Below are 16,217 nucleotides of genomic sequence, written 5' to 3'. Positions count from 1 at the left end.
TGGCACCGTGCCTCCAGTCCGCCGTCGACGCGCGCCCAGGGCGCGCTCAGGCGCCGGATCAGTCCTGCTGGTCCGCCTCCACCGCGTCCCGCAGCCGGTCGAGCACGTCCGGCACCGCTGAGCGCACCCGGCTCCAGCTCGGGATGAACGGCTTGTCGTTCGGCCGCGCCGTGAAGGCGCCGCCGGCGTCGAGGATCGCCTTGGTGAAGAGCTCCACCGCGGCTTCCTCGGCGTGCTGGTCGAACGCGAGCCCGCTCATCTCGGCTTCGTGCCGGTACACCTCGACGATGTCGAGCGCGTTCCGGTAGTACGTCGCCTTGAGCACGCGGAACGAGTCGGACGTGAGCGGGACGCCCATGGTCGCGAGCTTCCGGAGCAGCGACTGCACGATGTCGTTGCCCATCCGGGCGAGGCCGCCGGTGCCGTCGGCCTCGGCGAGGGGCTGGTGCTTGTGGTCGTACGCGTCGGCGATCTCCACCTGGCACACCTGCCGGGTCGCGTAGTCGCGGTAGACCTCGGAGAGCATGCCGATCTCGAGTCCCCAGTCGCCGGGGATCTTCAGGCCGTTCAGCACGTGGGCGCGCATCGCGAACTCGCCGGACAGCGGGTACCGGAAGCTGCTCAGGTACTCCAGGTACTCGGACTCGCCGTAGACCTGGCGGAGCGAGCGGAGCAGCGGCCCCACGAGCAGCCGTGCGGCGCGTCCGTTGATCCGACCGTCGGCGACGCGGGCGTAGTAGCCCTTCGAGAACTCGTAGTCGAACGCGGGGTTCGCGACGGGGTAGAACAGCCGCGCGAGCATGCCCCGCTCGTAGGTGGTGATGTCGCAGTCGTGCAGGGCGATGCAGTCCGCCCGCTCCGACGCCAGGGCGTACCCGGTGCAGTACCAGACGTTGCGGCCCTTGCCCGGCTCCCCCGGCGCCAGGCCCGCGCGCTCCAGTTCAGCGTCGAGCTCGCGGAGCCGCGGCCCGTCGTTCCACAGGATCCGGTGCCGCTGCGGCAGCCGCGAGAAGAACTCGCGGGCGTGCTCGAACTGGGAGCGGTCGGCCCGGTCGAGCCCGATCACGATCTCGCTGAGCCAGTCGGCCTCGGCGAGCTCGTCGACGATCCGCGACAGGGCCGGACGCTCGAGCTCGGAGTACAGCGCCGGCAGGATCAGGCTCATCGGGCGTTTCTCGGCGAAGCCCCGTAGGTCATCCTCGAGGCTCGCGGTGCTGCGGCGACCGAGGTCGTGGAACGTCGTGATGACGCCGTTCTGGTGGAAGTCGCTCATCGGTGGCTCCTGACGGACGGGGTGGTGAACCGGGTGAGGCCCTCGGTCCAGCCCTGCGGGCCGGGGGCGGTCGTGCGGTGGACGCGCTCGGGGCGGTCGTCCGCGAGCGGTCCGGGTGCCGGGCCGTGTCCGCGGACCACGACGGCGAAGTCGACGGCGTCGAGCAGCGCGGTGTCGTTCGGGCCGTCACCGAGTCCGATCGTGCGCGGGACCGTGCCCGTCCGGCGCTCGTGGTCGGCGATCAGCGTCCGGACCGCCGCGCCCTTGTCACGGCCCGCCGGCAGCACGTGCCAGAACCGGCCGCCCCGCACCAGGTCGAAGCCGACCGCGGCGAGCGCCGCGCGGAACGCGTCGGCCCGGTCGTCGTCCTCGGCGTGCCAGAGCAGCACCTCGGACGCCTCGCGCTGCTGCGCTCGTCCGGCCGCTTCGAGGTCGAGCCCCGTCCACGCGGCGACGACCGCGTCGGTCACGCCACCGAAGGTCTCGAACCGCAGATGCAGTGCCCGGCGGACGCGGGCGAGTTCGGCGTGCAGCCGCTCGAGGTCGCCGTCGACCGGTCCGACCAGCACGACGCCCGCCGGTCCGACCACGACCGCGCCGTTCTCCGCCACGAACGCGTGCCCGTCGAGCCCGGTGCGCGCCTGCAGCGCCGTGATCTCGGAACGCGTCTTGCTGCTGCAGAACACCACGGGAACGTCGTCCGCCCGGAGCTGTTCCAGCATCGGCAGGGCCGCGTCGTACGAGTAGTCGTGGTGGTCGAGGAACGTCCCGTCGAGGTCCGTGACGATCATCAGGTCGGGTGTTGGCATCGTGCTCCGCTGGCGGCTGGCTGGGCTGCGGGCGACGATGCCCCGGACCACCCTGCCACGCGCATGCGTCGGTTGGGTGAACAAGCCGGCGTCGGTCGCGCGACGCGACCAGCGGACGGACTGGAGGCACGGTGCCAGCTGGCACCGTGCCTCCAGTCCGTCACGGCGTGTCAGTGCGCGCGCAGGATGCCGAGGAACTCGTCGGCCCACTCGAGGTTGCGGGCGAGCTTCGCCCGGCGTTCCTCGGTGTCCACGACGTACGCGTCGAGCTGCGCCTGCAGCCGGTTGCGCTCGGCGCCGTCCGCCACCTGGAGCCCGTCGAGGATGCCGAGGAGCTCGGCCATCTGCTCGAGGGAGTAGCCGAGGGGCTTCATCCGGCGGATGACGAGCAGGCGTTGCAGGTCGTCGTCGGAGTACAGCCGGAAGCCGCCCTCGGTCCGGCCGGTGGGGTGGAGCAGCCCGACGTCGTCGTAGTGCCGCACGGTCCGGATGGAGAGCCCGGTCCGGTCGGCGAGTTCACCGATCCGCATCGTCGATGCTCCTGCCGCGTCCGTCACTGCTGACCCCTTCCGCCCGGTTGCCCGGTCCCGACCGATCGTACCGATGCTTGCGCAGCAACCCTTCCGTTGCGTTAGAGTCGGACGCGACCAACTCTTCCGTTACGGAAGGTTCGGGTCCCTGGCCGCACTCGGTCAGTTCGCGCGACGAAGCGCCCCACGACATTCCCCCGCGGGCGCCGAGCGTCCGCATCCCTCACCGAAGGAGAACCGTGACCACCGTCACGCCCGCACCGGCTCCGGTGCACGCAAGCCCCACCGTCCTGTCCGCCCTGCGGAACCCGAAGATCCTGCTCCGCGAGGTCCTCGCCGGCCTCGTCGTGGCCCTCGCGCTGATCCCCGAAGCGATCTCGTTCTCGATCATCGCCGGCGTCGACCCCCGCGTCGGGCTGTTCTCGGCGTTCGTGATGGCCGTGGTCATCTCGTTCCTCGGCGGACGTGCCGCGATGATCACCGGCGCCACCGGAGCCATCGCGCTCGTCGTCGCCCCCGTGGTCGAGGAGCACGGCCTGGACTACCTGATCGCCACCGTCCTGCTCGGCGGCGTGTTCCAGCTCGTCCTCGGCGGGCTCGGCGCGGCGAAGCTGATGCGGTTCGTGCCCCGGTCGGTGATGGTCGGGTTCGTCAACGCGCTCGCGATCCTGATCTTCACCGCGCAGCTGCCGAACATCATCGGCGTCGACTGGCTCGTCTGGCCGATCGGAGCCGTCGGCATCGCGATCATCGTGCTCCTGCCCCGCCTCACCAAGGCCATCCCCGCACCCCTCGTCGCCATCGTCGTCCTGACCCTCGTCACCGTGCTGGCCTCCATCGCCATCCCCACCGTCGGCGACGAGGGCAAGCTCCCGGACAGCCTGCCGACCCTGTTCATCCCGAACGTCCCGCTCAACCTCGAGACGCTGACGATCATCGCCCCCTACGCCCTCGCGATGGCACTCGTCGGGCTCCTCGAGTCGCTCATGACGGCGAAGCTCGTCGACGAGGTCACCGACACCGGCTCCCGCAAGACCCGCGAAGCCCTCGGGCAGGGGGTGGCCAACATCGCCTCGGGCCTGTTCGGCGGCATGGGCGGCTGCGCGATGATCGGCCAGACGATGATCAACGTCAAGGCCTCCGGCGCCCGTACCCGGATCTCGACGTTCCTGTCCGGGGTCTTCCTGCTCGTGCTCGTGGTCGGGCTCGGCGACGTCGTCGCGATCATCCCGATGGCCGCGCTCGTCGCCGTGATGGTCATGGTGTCCGTCGGCACCTTCGACTGGCACAGCATCAAGCCGTCCACACTGCGGCGCATGCCGGTCGGCGAGACCGTCGTCATGGTCCTCACCGTCGTCATCGTCGTCGCGACCGACAACCTGGCCATCGGCGTGATCGTCGGCGTCGTCGCCGCGATGATCGTCTTCGCCCGCCGGGTGTCGCACTTCGCGAACGTCGCGCGCTCGATCGAGACCCTGCCCACCGGCGAGCAGCACGCCCTCTACACGGTCGAGGGCGAACTCTTCTTCGCTTCGAGCAACGACCTCACCACGCAGTTCGACTACGTCGACGACCCCGACCTGGTCGTCATCGACATGACCGGGTCGCACATCTGGGACGCTTCCACCGTCGCCGCACTCGACGCGATCGAGACGAAGTACCACCAGCACGGCAAGCGGGTCGAGATACGGGGCATGAACGACGCCAGCCGCGACTTCCACGGCCGCCTCGCCGGGAACCTCGGCGCCGGTCACTGACCTCCCGACCTCCGCCTGCCACCTCGCAACGACCCGTCAGCGTCGGCCGCTCGCCGGGACGAGCGCGAAGACGAACCCGACGAGCGCGGCCAGGATGCCGACGACGACGGCGAAGGTCGCCCAACCGCTCCAGACCGCCGGCGCGAACCAGATCATCAGCAGTCCCACGAGGATCAGCGCGATGCCGGATCCGAATCCCAGGTTCACCGAACGCTTCTTGTCACTCATCTGCATCGCAGCAGTGTCCCTCGCGTTCCGTGGCACTCGCGTCCGACCGAAGGCTGACCCGAATTCATCCGAGCGCAGGCCGCGGCGCAGCGGATCCCCGCGCAGACCGGCCCTGGCGGATCGACCGCCGATCCGTCAGGCTCGTGCTCGATGACCGACTCCTCCGCACAACTGCAGATCCGACGTGGAACGCCCGACGACGTGCCGGTCCTGGCCCGGTGGACCTGTGACGAACCCGTGGCGTGGGTCGATGCGGAGCGCCTGACCGAGGAACTCCGCGCGGGCAACTACCGACCGGAGTGGTCCTGGATCGCCGAACAGGCAGGACAGCCGGTCGGCCGCGCGCTCTGGTGGGGCCAGTCCGCCAGCGATCGACCCACCACCCTGGACTGTCTCTCGACGAGCGCTCGAGGCGCCGCCGGGGTAGACGTCGGTGCCGCGTTGGTCCGGGCCGGGCTGGACGCGTTCGGCGCCGGCGCACCGCTCGAGTGCAACGTGGACGTCGCTCCGACCTGGACGGACAACCCGGCAGCAGTCGAGGCCGTCCGGTGGCGACACGAAGCAGCACACCTCGGCGGCTTCACCCGCGCCACCGAGCGCATCAGCTACGCGCGCACCGCGACGGACCCGAGAACACCGCGTCCGACTCGGCTCCGGTTCGCCTCGTCCGACGACACGACCTTCCGGGCGCTGTTCGCGGCCGTCGCGCCTGGCTCCCTCGACGACCACACCAACGACATGGTCGCCCGCGAGGGCATCGATGCCCTCGCCGACGACGATCTCGAGTTCTACCGCTCGCTGCCCGGTGACCGGCACGCGTGGCGCACGGCGCACCTGCTCGACGGAACCACCGTGGGGTTCATCATCCCCACCAGGACGGCGTACGACGCGAGCATCAGCTACCTCGGTGTCCTCCCGGAACACCGCGGACACGGGTTCGTCCACGACCTGCTGGCTGAGATGACCCACGTCCACCACGACGACGGACAACACCGCATCGTCGGCACCACCGACACCGCCAACACCCCGATGCGAGCGGCCTTCGAACGGGCTGGCTTCGCAGTCAGCCGTGTGCGCATCGTCCACGCGCAGTGAGGCCCTCATCCCGCAGACCTGGACGGACTGACCGACGGGGTGGAGGCACGGTGCCAGCTGGCACCGCGCCTCCAGTCCGTCGTGACGCACGCTCAGAGCCAGTGCCGCCGCTTGAACACCGCCCACAGCACGACCGCCAGCAGGACCATCGCGACGATCGCCGCTGGGTACCCCCACGCCCACCGCAGCTCGGGCATGTGCTCGAAGTTCATGCCGTAGATCGACGCCACCAACGTGGGGGCGAACAGGATCGCCGCCCACGACGAGATCTTCTTCACCTCTTCGCCCTGCTCCATCGACGCCCGAGCCAGCCGCCGGCTCTCCTCCCCCTGCGCCAGGCTCGCGCTGGTCATCCGGCGCATCGCGTCGTTCTGCTCCTGCGTGACCAGGGTCGAGTGCAGTGTGAGGGCGTTCTCGAGCAGTGTCCGGAAGGTGTCCACCCGCTCGGTGACGCGGATCGCGTGGTCGAGGACGTTCCGCAGCTGGTTCTGCACCTCGGTGTCCGTGCCGTACTTCTGGGCACCCCGAAGCAACGCGTTGAGCATCCCGGGCAGCGGGCCGATGGCACGCTGGAACCCGATGACCTCGCTGAGCAGTTGGTAGATCCGCCGCGAGGACGCCGGGTCGACGTCGCCGTCGAACAGGTCGTCCTCGATGTCGTCGATGTCGTCCTGCAGCCCGGCGACGACCGGGGCGTAGCTGTCGATGACCTCGTCGAGGACCGCGCAGAGCACCGCCTCGGACCCGCACCTCCAGGGCGTCCGGGTCGGCTTCGAGTCGCTTCCGCACGTCGGCGAGGTTCGGCCGTTCCGCCTGCCGGACGGTGACGACGAAGTCGCGCCCGGTGAACAGGTGCACCTCACCGAACTCGACCGTCTCCTCGTCCTCGTCGTACCAGGCGGGTCGCAGCACCACGAACAGGGTGTCGCCGTACCGCTCGAGCTTCGCCCGCTGGTGCCCCTTGTGCGCGTCCTCGACGGCGAGCGGGTGCAGCCCGAACTCGTCGGCGACGGAGGCCAGTTCGTTGGCGGTCGGTCGGAACAGCCCGATCCAGGCCATCGCGCCCCTCCCGGCTGCGGCGAGCGCTTCGTCCGTGCGCCCGAGGTCCGCGGGCGAGTCCGTCCGCGTTCCGTTGACGTAGATGCCGTTGTCGATGAGGGCCACCGGTGTCCTCCTGGTTCCGTGGTGCGTGCGGGCAACCTGCCGAGCATGCCGGACCGCCGACGGCGCGAGCGCTTCCCTGACGGACCCCTCACGCTGCGCGCCGGATTCCTGTCGGAGTCCTGACACGCCCTGGGCGCGACCCAGGGACGGACTGGAGGCGCGGTGCCAGCTGGCACCGTGCCTCCAGTCCGTCACGTGGCCGACGGGACGGCGTGGATCTGACGGAACCCTCGGCACGACAGCGAAGATGGCCAGGTGAATCGCACCGATCGGCTCTACGGCCTCGTGGAGGAGTTGCGCGCCGTCACCCCGCAACCGCGGAGCGCGCGTCGTCTCGCGGAGCGGTTCGAGGTGTCGGTCCGGACCATCGAACGGGACATCTCCGCGTTGCAGCAGTCGGGTGTGCCCATCTGGGCGGAGCCCGGCCGGACGGGTGGGTACGTCATCGACGCGTCCGCGACGCTCGGTCCGGCGGGCTTCACGGCGGATGAAGCCCTCGCGGTGCTGATCGGGCTCGGCTCGCTGGGGCGGAGTCCGTTCCGGCACGCGGCACACACCGCGGCCAGGAAGACGCTCGCGGTGATGCCCGCCGGGGATGCCGCACGAGCCAGCGCGCTGGCGTCCCGGGTGCACTTCCTGGAGGACGACGAGGACACGGTCGTCCCGGCCGGGTTCGCGGCGGCCCTGCGCGCGGATCGAGTCGTGCGGCTCCGGTACCGGGACGCCGACGGAGCGGAGTCCGAACGCGACGTCGAACCGCTGGGGTCGATCGGGAAGGACGGTCAGTGGTACCTGATCGCCTGGTGCCGGAAGCGCGACGGGGTGCGGGCGTTCCGGGGCGACCGGATGCTGTCCGTCGAGGTCACCGACGAGCGGCCCGCGCAGCGCGTCCTGCGATCCGAGGACCTCGCGATCCAGTACGGACGACTCCGGCCGGTCCTCGACGAGTAGCGCGGTCGGTTTCCGGAAACGCGGTCGGTTTCCGGAAACACCGACAGGACGGTGTCGCGGCAGTCGGTGAAGCTGGTCGCTCCGAGTCAGCAGCACCACCGTGAGGAACCCCATGTCGTTCGCATCCGTCCGCATCATCACCGACGACCTCGAAGGCATGGTCGCCTTCTACGAGCGGATCACCGGCCAGCCGGCCGAGCGCCCCGCACCGGTCTTCGCGCAGTTCAGCGGCCCGGGTGCGACCCTCGCGATCGCAAGCACCGCGACAGTGGCCATGCTCGGAGGCACGCTGACGCCCGGGACGAACCGTTCCGTGTTCATCGAGTTCGAGGTCGCCGACGTCGACGGCGACTTCGCCGGACTGCAGCTCGGCAGCGACGACGTCGTCCTGGAGCCGACAACGATGCCGTGGGGCAACCGCTCCGCACTGGTCCGCGACCCGGACGGCAACGTCGTCAACCTGTTCAGCAGGCCCGCCGCCAGCTAGTCGGGGTGCTCAGGCGGCGGCGGCATTCGCCGACGAGCGGCACTCCTCCGGCGGTCGCCCAGCAACGGACTCCGCCGCGATGTCGCGGAGCCTCACGAGGCGGTCATGGGTGGCACGGAGGGCCTCGATCTGGCGTCGGATGCGTTCGCTCTCCTCGTCGAAGTGGTCGAGCATCGTCCGCGTCGCGACCCCGGTGTCGAGGAAGGGCAGGATCTCGACGATCCGACGACTCGGCATGCCCGCCGCGTAGAGCATCTGCATGAAGCGCACCCGTGCGACATCGGGCTCGCGGTACTCACGGTGTCCGCCCGTGGTCCGCTCGGACTCGAGGAGGCCCTGTTCCTCGTAGTACCGCAGCGACCGGACGCTGACGCCGGCCCGTTCTGCGAGTTCACCGATCCGCATCGTTCTGTCCCTCGGGCTTGATCCTCACGTTGACGTCAGGTTCTACCGTAGCGGCATGAACCTCTCTGGAGCCACTGCCCTCGTCACCGGCACGAACCGCGGTATCGGTCGCCACCTCGCCGCGCAGCTGATCGCCCGCGGGGCGAAGGTCTACGCCACCGCCCGACGCCCCGAACTGATCGACCTCGAGGGAGTCGAGCGCCTCGCCCTCGACATCACCTCCCCCGCGTCGGTCGCAGCGGCCGCCGCGGTCGCCACCGACGTCGATCTCCTGGTCAACAACGCCGGGATCGCGACCACGGCGACCCTGCTGGGCGATCTGGACGCAGCGCACGCCGACATGGACACGAACGTCTGGGGCACCCTGTCCGTGATCCGCGCGTTCGCACCCGTCCTGGCGGCGAACGGCGGTGGGAGCATCGTGAACATCGCCTCGGGTGCCTCGTGGCTCGCGATGCCCGGAGCCTCCGCCTACGCGGTGTCGAAGGCCGCCCTGTGGAACATGGGCAACGCGTTGCGTCACGAGCTGGCCGGTCAAGGGACCGCGGTGATGTCGGTGCACCTCGGAGTGGCCGACACCGACATGACCGCGGGGATCTCGATGGCCAAGACCGACCCGGCGGACGTGGCGCGCGCGACCCTGGACGGGGTCGAGCGCGACGACTACGAGGTCGTCGTCGACGAGCAGACCGCGTTGATCAAGCAGATGCTCGCCGGCCGCCCCGAGGAGCTGTACGCCGTGGTGGCGCAGATGCTCGCGTCGTAGGAGCCGGCTTCACGCAGCCTTCGGCACGGCCGCCAGCGTGCGGCCGTGCCGGGCCGCCTGCTCTTCGGCGCGGACCCGCAACTCGTCGGCCAGCTCGGTGAACTGGTCGAGGGCAGGGTTCACCCCGACGAGCGTGAACTCACGCGTGACCACGTCGAGGTCGGGCTGCGACTACTGAGACGGCCCGGTCGTGAGTTCGGCCACCTCGACGACCGCATCGTCCGGCATCTCGGGGTAGTAGTTCTCACGGAGCTGCTGACCGAAGCGGCGCATGTCCGTCTCCGGCGGCTGATGCGCCTGTTCTGCCGTGAGGGTGTCGAGCCGGTACCGGTGCACGGCGGTGATCGCGCCGGCCACCGGTTCGGCGGTCGGGTGATCGTCGAACACGAACGTCGCCGCGCCGACCTGCACGGACTCGTTCCACCGCACGGTTGTGACCTTCTCGCCACGGATGATCGCTTCGTGGTGCTTCTGGTGGAAGTGGACGGTCCCTGGGACTGTGTCGGCCATTCCCCCAGCTTGCCGGACGTCACGCGCAGTGAGCGCGCCCGGTCCCGCGCTGAGGACTCAGCGATCGAGGAGGACCGGCAACTCGCGATCGGTCTCGGCGACCTGGGTGAGCTTCATGGCGACTGGTCGAAGCGGCCGTGACATCAACACCTTGTTCAGGAGCCCGCGGAGCGCGAGCGCGAGTCGGGACTGCGGGTACGCCAGGGCCTTGAGTCCGCGAGGGAGGTCCTGCACATCGTCGACCAGCGGGCGCATCCACTTCTCGTACGCGGTCAGCGCTGACTCCTGGTCCTGCGTCGCGTCTGCGAGCTCCGCGGCCAGGACGTACCCGGCGGTGAGCGCGAGCGAGGCGCCGCCGCCACCCATCGGCGTGACACACCATCCGGCGTCACCGGCCATCACGACGTGACCGCGGTGCCAGGTCCGCATCCGGATCTGCTGGAGCTGGTCGATGTAGACGTCCGGGGACGTGTCGAGCGCGTCCAGGACCCGCGGCGCCTCCCACCCGACTCCGTCGTACCTGCGCCGCACCGCCGCCAGTGTCTGCTCACGAGTCAGACCGATGACGTCGTCCCCGGGAGAGTAGGCGAGGATCGCGCGTGTGGTGCCGTACGGGTCGGGTCGCAGGTGGACCTGGCGTCCGCGGACGGCGTTGTGCCACCGCCACCGGTCGTCATCGCCGTCGGTCCGCGGGATGGTCCCGAAGACCATGGTGACGTCGAGGTCGCGCTGGTCGACGTCGTCCTCGTCGAAGACCATCGCACGGGTCCGGGACCGCACCCCCTCGGCGATGACGAAGAGGTCCGCGCGCAGGCGCTGTCCCTTCGCGGTCGTCACGGTGACTCCCGCAGCGTCGTCGTCGACGTCCGACACGGTGTCCCCGTAGACGAAGGAGACGCCGGGCGGCAGGTTGTCGAGGATCGTCCGAGCCAGGTCGCCGCGCAGGATCTCGAGTTCCGCCGTCGCACCGCCTGCCCCGTCAGAGGGCAGTTCGGCGGTGACGGCCCCTCGCCCGTCGACGAGGACGGTGCCCGTCTCGGTGGTGTTCCGCGCCTTCACGGCGTCGAACAAGCCCATCTTGCGAAGCACGTCGCGCGCGACGCCTCGAACATCAACGTTCTGTCCGCCGTCACGGAACGCAGCGGCGCGTTCGATGACGGTCACGTCCCATCCGGTCCGGCGGAGCCAGTAGGCGGTCGACAGGCCAGCGATACTGGCTCCTGAGATGACAGCGGTGCGGTTTGCCATGGTGTTCCTCCGTTGCGAGCTTTATAGTAAAGATACTACACAGTAAAGGAATCTGATGGACGACGTGTTCGAGATGGAGTGGGACGCACCACAGGTCGAGGTGATGGAAGCGCTCCAGACGTGGGCGGTGGCGTTCGCCGAGCTCAACCAGCTGATGTCCTCGTGGCTCGACCTGCCGACCACGGACGCGAACGCCCTCGGACAGGTGCTCTGGGCCGACTCGTCAGGGGACCCGCTGTCGCCCGCACGGCTCGGGCAGCGGATCGGTATGACCTCCGGCTCCGTGACGGTGCTGCTGAACCGCTTGGAAGCGGCCGGTCTGCTCGCACGCAGCCGCGAGCACACCGACCGGCGCCGGGTGACGCTCCGTCCGACACCGGCTGCGCGGGAACGCGCGCGGGCGTTCACGGAGCGGTCGACCGCCGAGATCGCCGCCGCCCTGCAACAGGTGCCTGCGGCGGAGCTCGAGCACCACGCCGCGTTCATCCGCCGCATGGTCGGTGCCGCGTCGGATGCCGCGGACCGGCTCCGCGGATAGACGTCATCGAAGTTGCCCGGCCGATCACCAGGGTTCTCGTTGGCCGATCGCCAGCTGCTTATTCACCGTTGATCTCTCATCTTGAGCGCTGCTAGCGTTCGTTCAACTGGTCCGATGATGGCGAAGGGTGGCAACGATGCCGTTCTGTGCCCCTCGTCGACTGTTCTCCACCAAGCCTGCGCCCGAGTTCGTCGGACCGCGGCCGATCCCTCCCGGAGTCATGGCAACGCAGAACTGAGCTGACCACGAAGGTCGGCCTCTCCCCGCCGCGAGCGTTGTGCTCGCGTGCTTCTGCTTGCCCGCGCCGTCGTGCGACGACGGCGCGACGACTTCACGGGACCACATCCATGTTCTTCACCCCTGCCCGGTTTCGGGCCTCACTCGCGAGCTTGCGCGAACACCGTTTCGTCACCTTTGCAGTCTTGACCGACACCATCGGCGCCGGCCTCACGCTGCCACTGACGATCGTCTACTTCACCATCACCACCGACGTGCCGCTTGCAGTGCTCGGGGCCGTCTCCACCGTCGCGACACTGGTTGCTCTCCCGATCGGACTGGTCGGTGGCGTCCTCACCGATCGATTCGGCGCGAAGGCGTCGATGATCCTCAACAACCTCCTCTCGGCAGCGGGCTTCACGCTCTACCTGTTCGCCCATGACCCGATGATGATCTTCGCGGCGATCTTCCTCGCCAACGGCTCCGAGCGGCTCTACTGGACCTCATGGACCGCGTACGTCCACGACCTCGCTGAAGGCCGCCCGTTCGAGCGGTGGTTCGCGTTCCTCGAAGCGACGAAGGCCGCAGCGCTCGGCGCTGGCGCGATCATCGCCGCGGTCACCCTCGCGAACGGCCACCAAGACGGGTTGCGGTGGCTGATCCTCGCCAACGTCGTCACCAGCGTTCTGGCGGCCGGCGTGTTCGCGACGCAACCCACCGGGCATCGATCCACGCCGCCGTCCGCCCTCGTGTGAGCAGCCTCGCTCTGTGTCGTCGTTTTCGCTGCGATCGGTGTCGGGTCAGGTGGTGCCGATGACGAGGGTGCTGCGGGCGGCCTCGACGACGTCGTTGGTGATGACGTCGAGCTCGTTGATCTTCAGGACGCGTTGGATCTGAGGGAGGAGGCGCTCAAGGAGCCGGAAGTTGCCGCGGGTGATGCGTTCGACGGCGGCGATGGCTTGCGCGTCGGTGAAGTCGTCGGGGTCGAGCGTCTTGCCGAGCTTGCGCCATTGACGTTCGAGGACGAAGAGCAGCTCGTCGTGGCCGAGCGGACGGTACTGGTGGGCGAAACCGAGGCGGCTGTAGAGCTGCGGGTAGTGGCTGAACTGCTTCTCGATGCCGGGCATGCCGATGAGGATCATCGCTATGCCGGTGCGGTCGTACTGGTCGCGGAGCCACTCGATCGCGTTGCCGGTGAGGCGTTCGGACTCGTCGATGATGATCAGCTCGAGCAGGGACGGGTTGGGGCCGTGTGCGTGGTCGAAGTGGCGACCCTGGAGCAGGAGGTGTTCCTCGATGCAGCGTTCGGTGCGGAGCATGTCGTGCCGGAGGTCGTCCTGCAGGGCGCGCATCGTGGCGGAGACCTCGGGCGTGTAGAAGACGGTGCGGGCTCGGTGGGCGGCGGCGTAGATCTTCGTGTCGTCTTCGCTGCGTGCGGCCCATCTGGCGATGAACGGGCCGATGCTGTCCCAGTGGGCGTAGCGGCGTGCGGAGAGGGTCTTGCCGACGCCAGCGGGGCCGAAGCAGACGCCGATGGTGTTCTGCTTCCGGACGGCGTCGGCGAACTCCGCGAACCGACGGTGTTCCTTCGTGATGATGAACTGGCTCGTCATGACCGGTCCTCCTCGTAGGTCATCAGTCGCGGTTGATCCGGTGCCGGTGCCGGTGCGGGTGCTGGTGGGGTGTGATCATCGGGTGTGGGGCGGACGATCGCGATGCGTTCGCGGATCTGCCCGCGCAGGGCTCTTCGTTGCGCGTTCCGGGCGGCCTGGATCTGCTTGAGACTGATGGTCTCGGTCTGATGCGCGGTACTGATCGCGGTGCACAGGAACGCGTCGCGGTGAAAGACACGGATCTCGGTGACGTCGCGGGGGTCGTACCGGACGCTGACGGTGCTGCCCACGAAGGGTGCGAGAGTGGTTGCGGTGTAGCGGAGCCCTTCGAAGTGGATGCCGTCTCGTTGCACGACACGCGTGGTCGGGACGGTGAGCAGGAACCCGTCGAGCTGCTCGAGGGAGTCCGGCATTCGTGGCAGCCACCCGTCTGCGATCCACGCTTCCAGTGGGCTCTTCCGGAGCTCGCGGTGGATGCGGGCGTTGTAGCGGCGGATGAACGTGTTGATGGCACTGTCGACACCGGCGAGATCCAGCGCCGGCGTCGGCGCCGGCGCCGAGGATCCGGGTGCGAGGTGGCCGGGGAGCGTTGGGAGCAGCTCGGTGTTGATGGTGCCGAAGAACCGCTCGATCTTCCCGCGGCCCTGGGGGCGAGCGACCTGCGAGTGGATGATGCGGAGGTGCAGCACGGCGGCGGTGTCGCCGATTCGGTGGCTGGTGAAGTCGGACCCGTGGTCTGTGTAGAGCACGTCTGGGATCCCGCAGACAGGCCAGTCCGGTTCCGGCTTGTGCCAGATCGCTTGCCGGAGCGCGAGCGCGGTGTTCGCGGCGGATGGGGCGCCGAGGAACACCATGTACCCGCAGACCGCGCGGGAGTAGTCGTCGAGGATCACCGTCAACCACGGCCGTTCGGGCTTGCCGTCGGGTCCGACGATGAGCAGATCGAGCATCGTGTGGTCCGCCTGCCAGATCGCGTTGGGGCGATCCGCACGACGTCGGAGCAGCAGTTCGTGCTTGTCCCGATATGACGCGGGCCCCTCAAGCGCGAGCGTCACCATCCCGGGATCAAGCCCGTTCACGATCGACCGCACAACGGAGTACGACGGCGCTGAGAGACCTCGTTTGGTGCAGTAATTGTCGACCTGGCGGTGAATCGTGGCGATCGAAGGTCGTGGCTTGGTGAGTGCGAGCCCCTCAATCAGGCGCACCAGTTCCGGTGCCGTCCGTCGGGCGCCGTGATCGGTGCGGGTGCCGTCGGCGAGAGCCGGGTATCCGCCGGTTCGGTAGCGGGCCAACCAGCGTTGCAGGGTGCGCTCAGCGACGCCCGTGGTGCGGGCCAGGGTGGCGAGCGGGATGGCGTCCTCGACGTGCAGTCGAAGGATGCCCCACCGCTCGCTCGCGTCCATAGCCAGCTACATCGTTGGGGAAGGCTTGGTTCGTCGCGCCGCGACGGGCTCGGCGTGCTTCGCGAGTGCACGGTAGATGGTGGTGCGGCTAACGCCGAGCACGTCGCCGATCTGCGCGACGGTCATGTCCTGCTGTTCGTAGAGCCGGCGTGCGGTGCGCACCTGGTCCGCGGAGAGCCGAGATGGTCGGCCGCCGGTGCGGCCGCGGGCTCGAGCGGCGGCGAGGCCGGCGTTGGTGCGTTCCTTGATGAGGTCCCGTTCGAACTCCGCCAACGCGGCGAAGACGTGGAACACGAGCCGGCCGCCGGGCGAGGTGGTGTCGATGGTCTCCTGCAGGGACCGGAACCCGATGCCGCGCTCGGCGAGAGCGTGCAGCTGATCGATGAGGTGCCGGATGGACCGGCCGAGCCGGTCGAGTCGCCAGACGACGAGAGTGTCGCCGGGGCGGAGCTGGTCGAGGAGCTTGTCGAGCTCGGGCCGGTGTTGGAGCGACCCGGACATGGTGTCGACGAACACGCGGTAGCAGCCAGCGGCGTTGAGCGCGTCGATCTGCAGCGACGCGTCCTGGTCTGTGGTGGACACGCGCGCATACCCGAGAAGGTGACCCATGAAGAGAACGTAGCGAAACTCGACCAGGAGGGGTAGTGGCGGCACGTAGATTCTGGGACTGGGTTCCGCTACAAGACACGGCGCCTCGCACCCGGACTGAGCGCCGGTACGGATAGTTGTAGCGGAATCGTTCGTATTTGTTACGTCTGCCGCGCTCGCGCGGCGAGCCGGAGTGCTTGCACGGAACGGAGGTGTTGTTCCGATCGGTGGCGGCCGTTGGCGGGAGACGGATGTGGTGCTGCGATGACCGGAAGGAGTCGGGGGTGCTCGTCCAGGGTGAAGTGTCGCATGACGCCGTCGAGGGCAACGGCCCCGTACGTGACGATCGCAGTGAGAGCGGGGAGGGCCGCGAGCAGTGTGGCGAGGGCATGCCGCCCCTCGTCGATGTCCTCGAGTCGCACGCGGTCGGGCAGTTCCCATGGGACAAGGTTCCAGCGGACGTACTCGCCGCGTGCGAGTCCGGACTCGATACGGGCTGCTCGGAACGCGGCCGCGGTCGGGCCCGGGTTGTCCTCGCTGCAGATCGCTGCGTGCGCTGCGGCGATGGTCTGGGGGCCAGGCGACTGCATCAGGACCAGGACACGGCTGAATCTGCCGCCGGATCGTGGGTCG

General features: G+C 69.1%; 18 protein-coding genes and 1 pseudogene. 7 read left to right on the top strand and 12 right to left on the bottom strand.

Going from position 1 to position 16,217, the window contains the following annotated elements; translation table 11 throughout:
• Positions 1–58 precede the first annotated feature (58 nt).
• The 3 genes from ACZZ9K_RS16795 to ACZZ9K_RS16785 all read right to left on the bottom strand — a co-directional run bounded on the left by ACZZ9K_RS16795 (position 59) and on the right by ACZZ9K_RS16785 (position 2,639).
• Positions 59–1,273: a glycosyltransferase family protein gene (locus tag ACZZ9K_RS16795; protein ID WP_111033140.1), complete on the bottom strand. Its 1,215-nt coding sequence runs from the start codon at positions 1,271–1,273 to the stop codon at positions 59–61.
• Positions 1,270–2,082, bottom strand: coding sequence for an HAD-IIB family hydrolase (locus ACZZ9K_RS16790; RefSeq protein ID WP_463444641.1), 813 nt, complete (start codon positions 2,080–2,082; stop codon positions 1,270–1,272). The genes ACZZ9K_RS16795 and ACZZ9K_RS16790 overlap by 4 nt, the downstream gene beginning before the upstream one ends.
• 170 nt (positions 2,083–2,252) lie before the next feature.
• Positions 2,253–2,639: a MerR family transcriptional regulator gene (locus ACZZ9K_RS16785; protein WP_307807752.1), complete on the bottom strand. Its 387-nt coding sequence runs from the start codon at positions 2,637–2,639 to the stop codon at positions 2,253–2,255.
• A gap of 212 nt (positions 2,640–2,851) precedes the next feature.
• Here ACZZ9K_RS16785 and ACZZ9K_RS16780 point away from each other — a divergent pair, with 212 nt between their 5' ends.
• Positions 2,852–4,369, top strand: a complete 1,518-nt coding sequence (locus ACZZ9K_RS16780) for a SulP family inorganic anion transporter (protein WP_463444640.1) — start codon at positions 2,852–2,854, stop codon at positions 4,367–4,369.
• A 36-nt stretch (positions 4,370–4,405) separates the two neighbouring features.
• Here the strand turns inward: ACZZ9K_RS16780 and ACZZ9K_RS16775 are convergent, their stop codons facing one another.
• Positions 4,406–4,603, bottom strand: a complete 198-nt coding sequence (locus tag ACZZ9K_RS16775; protein ID WP_463444639.1) for a hypothetical protein — start codon at positions 4,601–4,603, stop codon at positions 4,406–4,408.
• 144 nt (positions 4,604–4,747) lie between these two features.
• Between ACZZ9K_RS16775 and ACZZ9K_RS16770 the strand changes: the two genes are divergently transcribed.
• The gene (locus ACZZ9K_RS16770; protein ID WP_463444638.1) at positions 4,748–5,692 is read left to right on the top strand and encodes a GNAT family N-acetyltransferase; all 945 of its coding nucleotides are present in this window, start codon (positions 4,748–4,750) and stop codon (positions 5,690–5,692) included.
• A 92-nt stretch (positions 5,693–5,784) separates the two neighbouring features.
• Here the strand turns inward: ACZZ9K_RS16770 and ACZZ9K_RS16765 are convergent.
• A pseudogene (locus tag ACZZ9K_RS16765) lies at positions 5,785–6,856 on the bottom strand (magnesium and cobalt transport protein CorA).
• 255 nt (positions 6,857–7,111) lie between these two features.
• Here ACZZ9K_RS16765 and ACZZ9K_RS16760 point away from each other — a divergent pair.
• Both ACZZ9K_RS16760 and ACZZ9K_RS16755 read left to right on the top strand, forming a co-directional pair.
• Positions 7,112–7,807: a helix-turn-helix transcriptional regulator gene (locus ACZZ9K_RS16760; RefSeq protein ID WP_463444637.1), complete on the top strand. Its 696-nt coding sequence runs from the start codon at positions 7,112–7,114 to the stop codon at positions 7,805–7,807.
• A 112-nt stretch (positions 7,808–7,919) separates the two neighbouring features.
• Positions 7,920–8,294 carry a VOC family protein gene (locus ACZZ9K_RS16755; protein WP_138802943.1) on the top strand — a complete coding sequence of 125 codons (375 nt, stop codon included), beginning with the start codon at positions 7,920–7,922 and terminating at the stop codon, positions 8,292–8,294.
• A gap of 9 nt (positions 8,295–8,303) precedes the next feature.
• On the opposite strand, the gene ACZZ9K_RS16750 is transcribed toward ACZZ9K_RS16755, so the two are convergent.
• Entirely contained in the window at positions 8,304–8,699 is a 396-nt protein-coding gene (locus tag ACZZ9K_RS16750; protein ID WP_463444636.1) for a MerR family transcriptional regulator, read from the bottom strand.
• 55 nt (positions 8,700–8,754) lie between these two features.
• Here ACZZ9K_RS16750 and ACZZ9K_RS16745 point away from each other — a divergent pair, with 55 nt between their 5' ends.
• Positions 8,755–9,465 (top strand): SDR family oxidoreductase, encoded by a 711-nt coding sequence (locus tag ACZZ9K_RS16745; protein WP_463444635.1) that lies wholly within the window; start codon positions 8,755–8,757, stop codon positions 9,463–9,465.
• Positions 9,466–9,636: 171 nt separating this feature from the next.
• Here the strand turns inward: ACZZ9K_RS16745 and ACZZ9K_RS16740 are convergent, their stop codons facing one another.
• The gene (locus ACZZ9K_RS16740; RefSeq protein ID WP_463444634.1) at positions 9,637–9,975 is read right to left on the bottom strand and encodes an ASCH domain-containing protein; all 339 of its coding nucleotides are present in this window, start codon (positions 9,973–9,975) and stop codon (positions 9,637–9,639) included.
• A gap of 57 nt (positions 9,976–10,032) precedes the next feature.
• Positions 10,033–11,223 (bottom strand): FAD-dependent monooxygenase, encoded by a 1,191-nt coding sequence (locus ACZZ9K_RS16735; protein ID WP_418516839.1) that lies wholly within the window; start codon positions 11,221–11,223, stop codon positions 10,033–10,035.
• A gap of 55 nt (positions 11,224–11,278) precedes the next feature.
• On the opposite strand from ACZZ9K_RS16735, the gene ACZZ9K_RS16730 reads away from it, so the two are divergent.
• Positions 11,279–11,761 (top strand): MarR family winged helix-turn-helix transcriptional regulator, encoded by a 483-nt coding sequence (locus tag ACZZ9K_RS16730; RefSeq protein ID WP_111102958.1) that lies wholly within the window; start codon positions 11,279–11,281, stop codon positions 11,759–11,761.
• 347 nt (positions 11,762–12,108) lie between these two features.
• Positions 12,109–12,732 carry an MFS transporter gene (locus ACZZ9K_RS16725; protein WP_463444633.1) on the top strand — a complete coding sequence of 208 codons (624 nt, stop codon included), beginning with the start codon at positions 12,109–12,111 and terminating at the stop codon, positions 12,730–12,732.
• 45 nt (positions 12,733–12,777) lie between these two features.
• On the opposite strand, the gene ACZZ9K_RS16720 is transcribed toward ACZZ9K_RS16725, so the two are convergent.
• The 4 genes from ACZZ9K_RS16720 to ACZZ9K_RS16705 all read right to left on the bottom strand — a co-directional run bounded on the left by ACZZ9K_RS16720 (position 12,778) and on the right by ACZZ9K_RS16705 (position 16,174).
• A complete protein-coding gene (locus ACZZ9K_RS16720; protein ID WP_055960810.1) occupies positions 12,778–13,590 on the bottom strand; it encodes an AAA family ATPase in 813 nt (270 codons plus the stop codon).
• Positions 13,587–14,996, bottom strand: coding sequence for a transposase (locus ACZZ9K_RS16715; RefSeq protein ID WP_463444632.1), 1,410 nt, complete (start codon positions 14,994–14,996; stop codon positions 13,587–13,589). Before ACZZ9K_RS16715 ends, ACZZ9K_RS16720 begins: the two co-directional genes overlap by 4 nt.
• A 6-nt stretch (positions 14,997–15,002) precedes the next feature.
• On the bottom strand, positions 15,003–15,605 hold the full coding sequence (locus ACZZ9K_RS16710; protein WP_055960814.1) for a recombinase family protein: 603 nt from the start codon (positions 15,603–15,605) through the stop codon (positions 15,003–15,005).
• A 140-nt stretch (positions 15,606–15,745) separates the two neighbouring features.
• Positions 15,746–16,174, bottom strand: coding sequence for a uracil-DNA glycosylase family protein (locus ACZZ9K_RS16705; RefSeq protein WP_228506156.1), 429 nt, complete (start codon positions 16,172–16,174; stop codon positions 15,746–15,748).
• Between the last annotated feature and the right edge of the window lie 43 nt (positions 16,175–16,217).

Source organism: Curtobacterium sp. AC268 (assembly GCF_979258745.1).
Note: the sequence above shows the minus strand (reverse complement) of the source record. Positions and strands in the feature narration are given on the sequence as shown.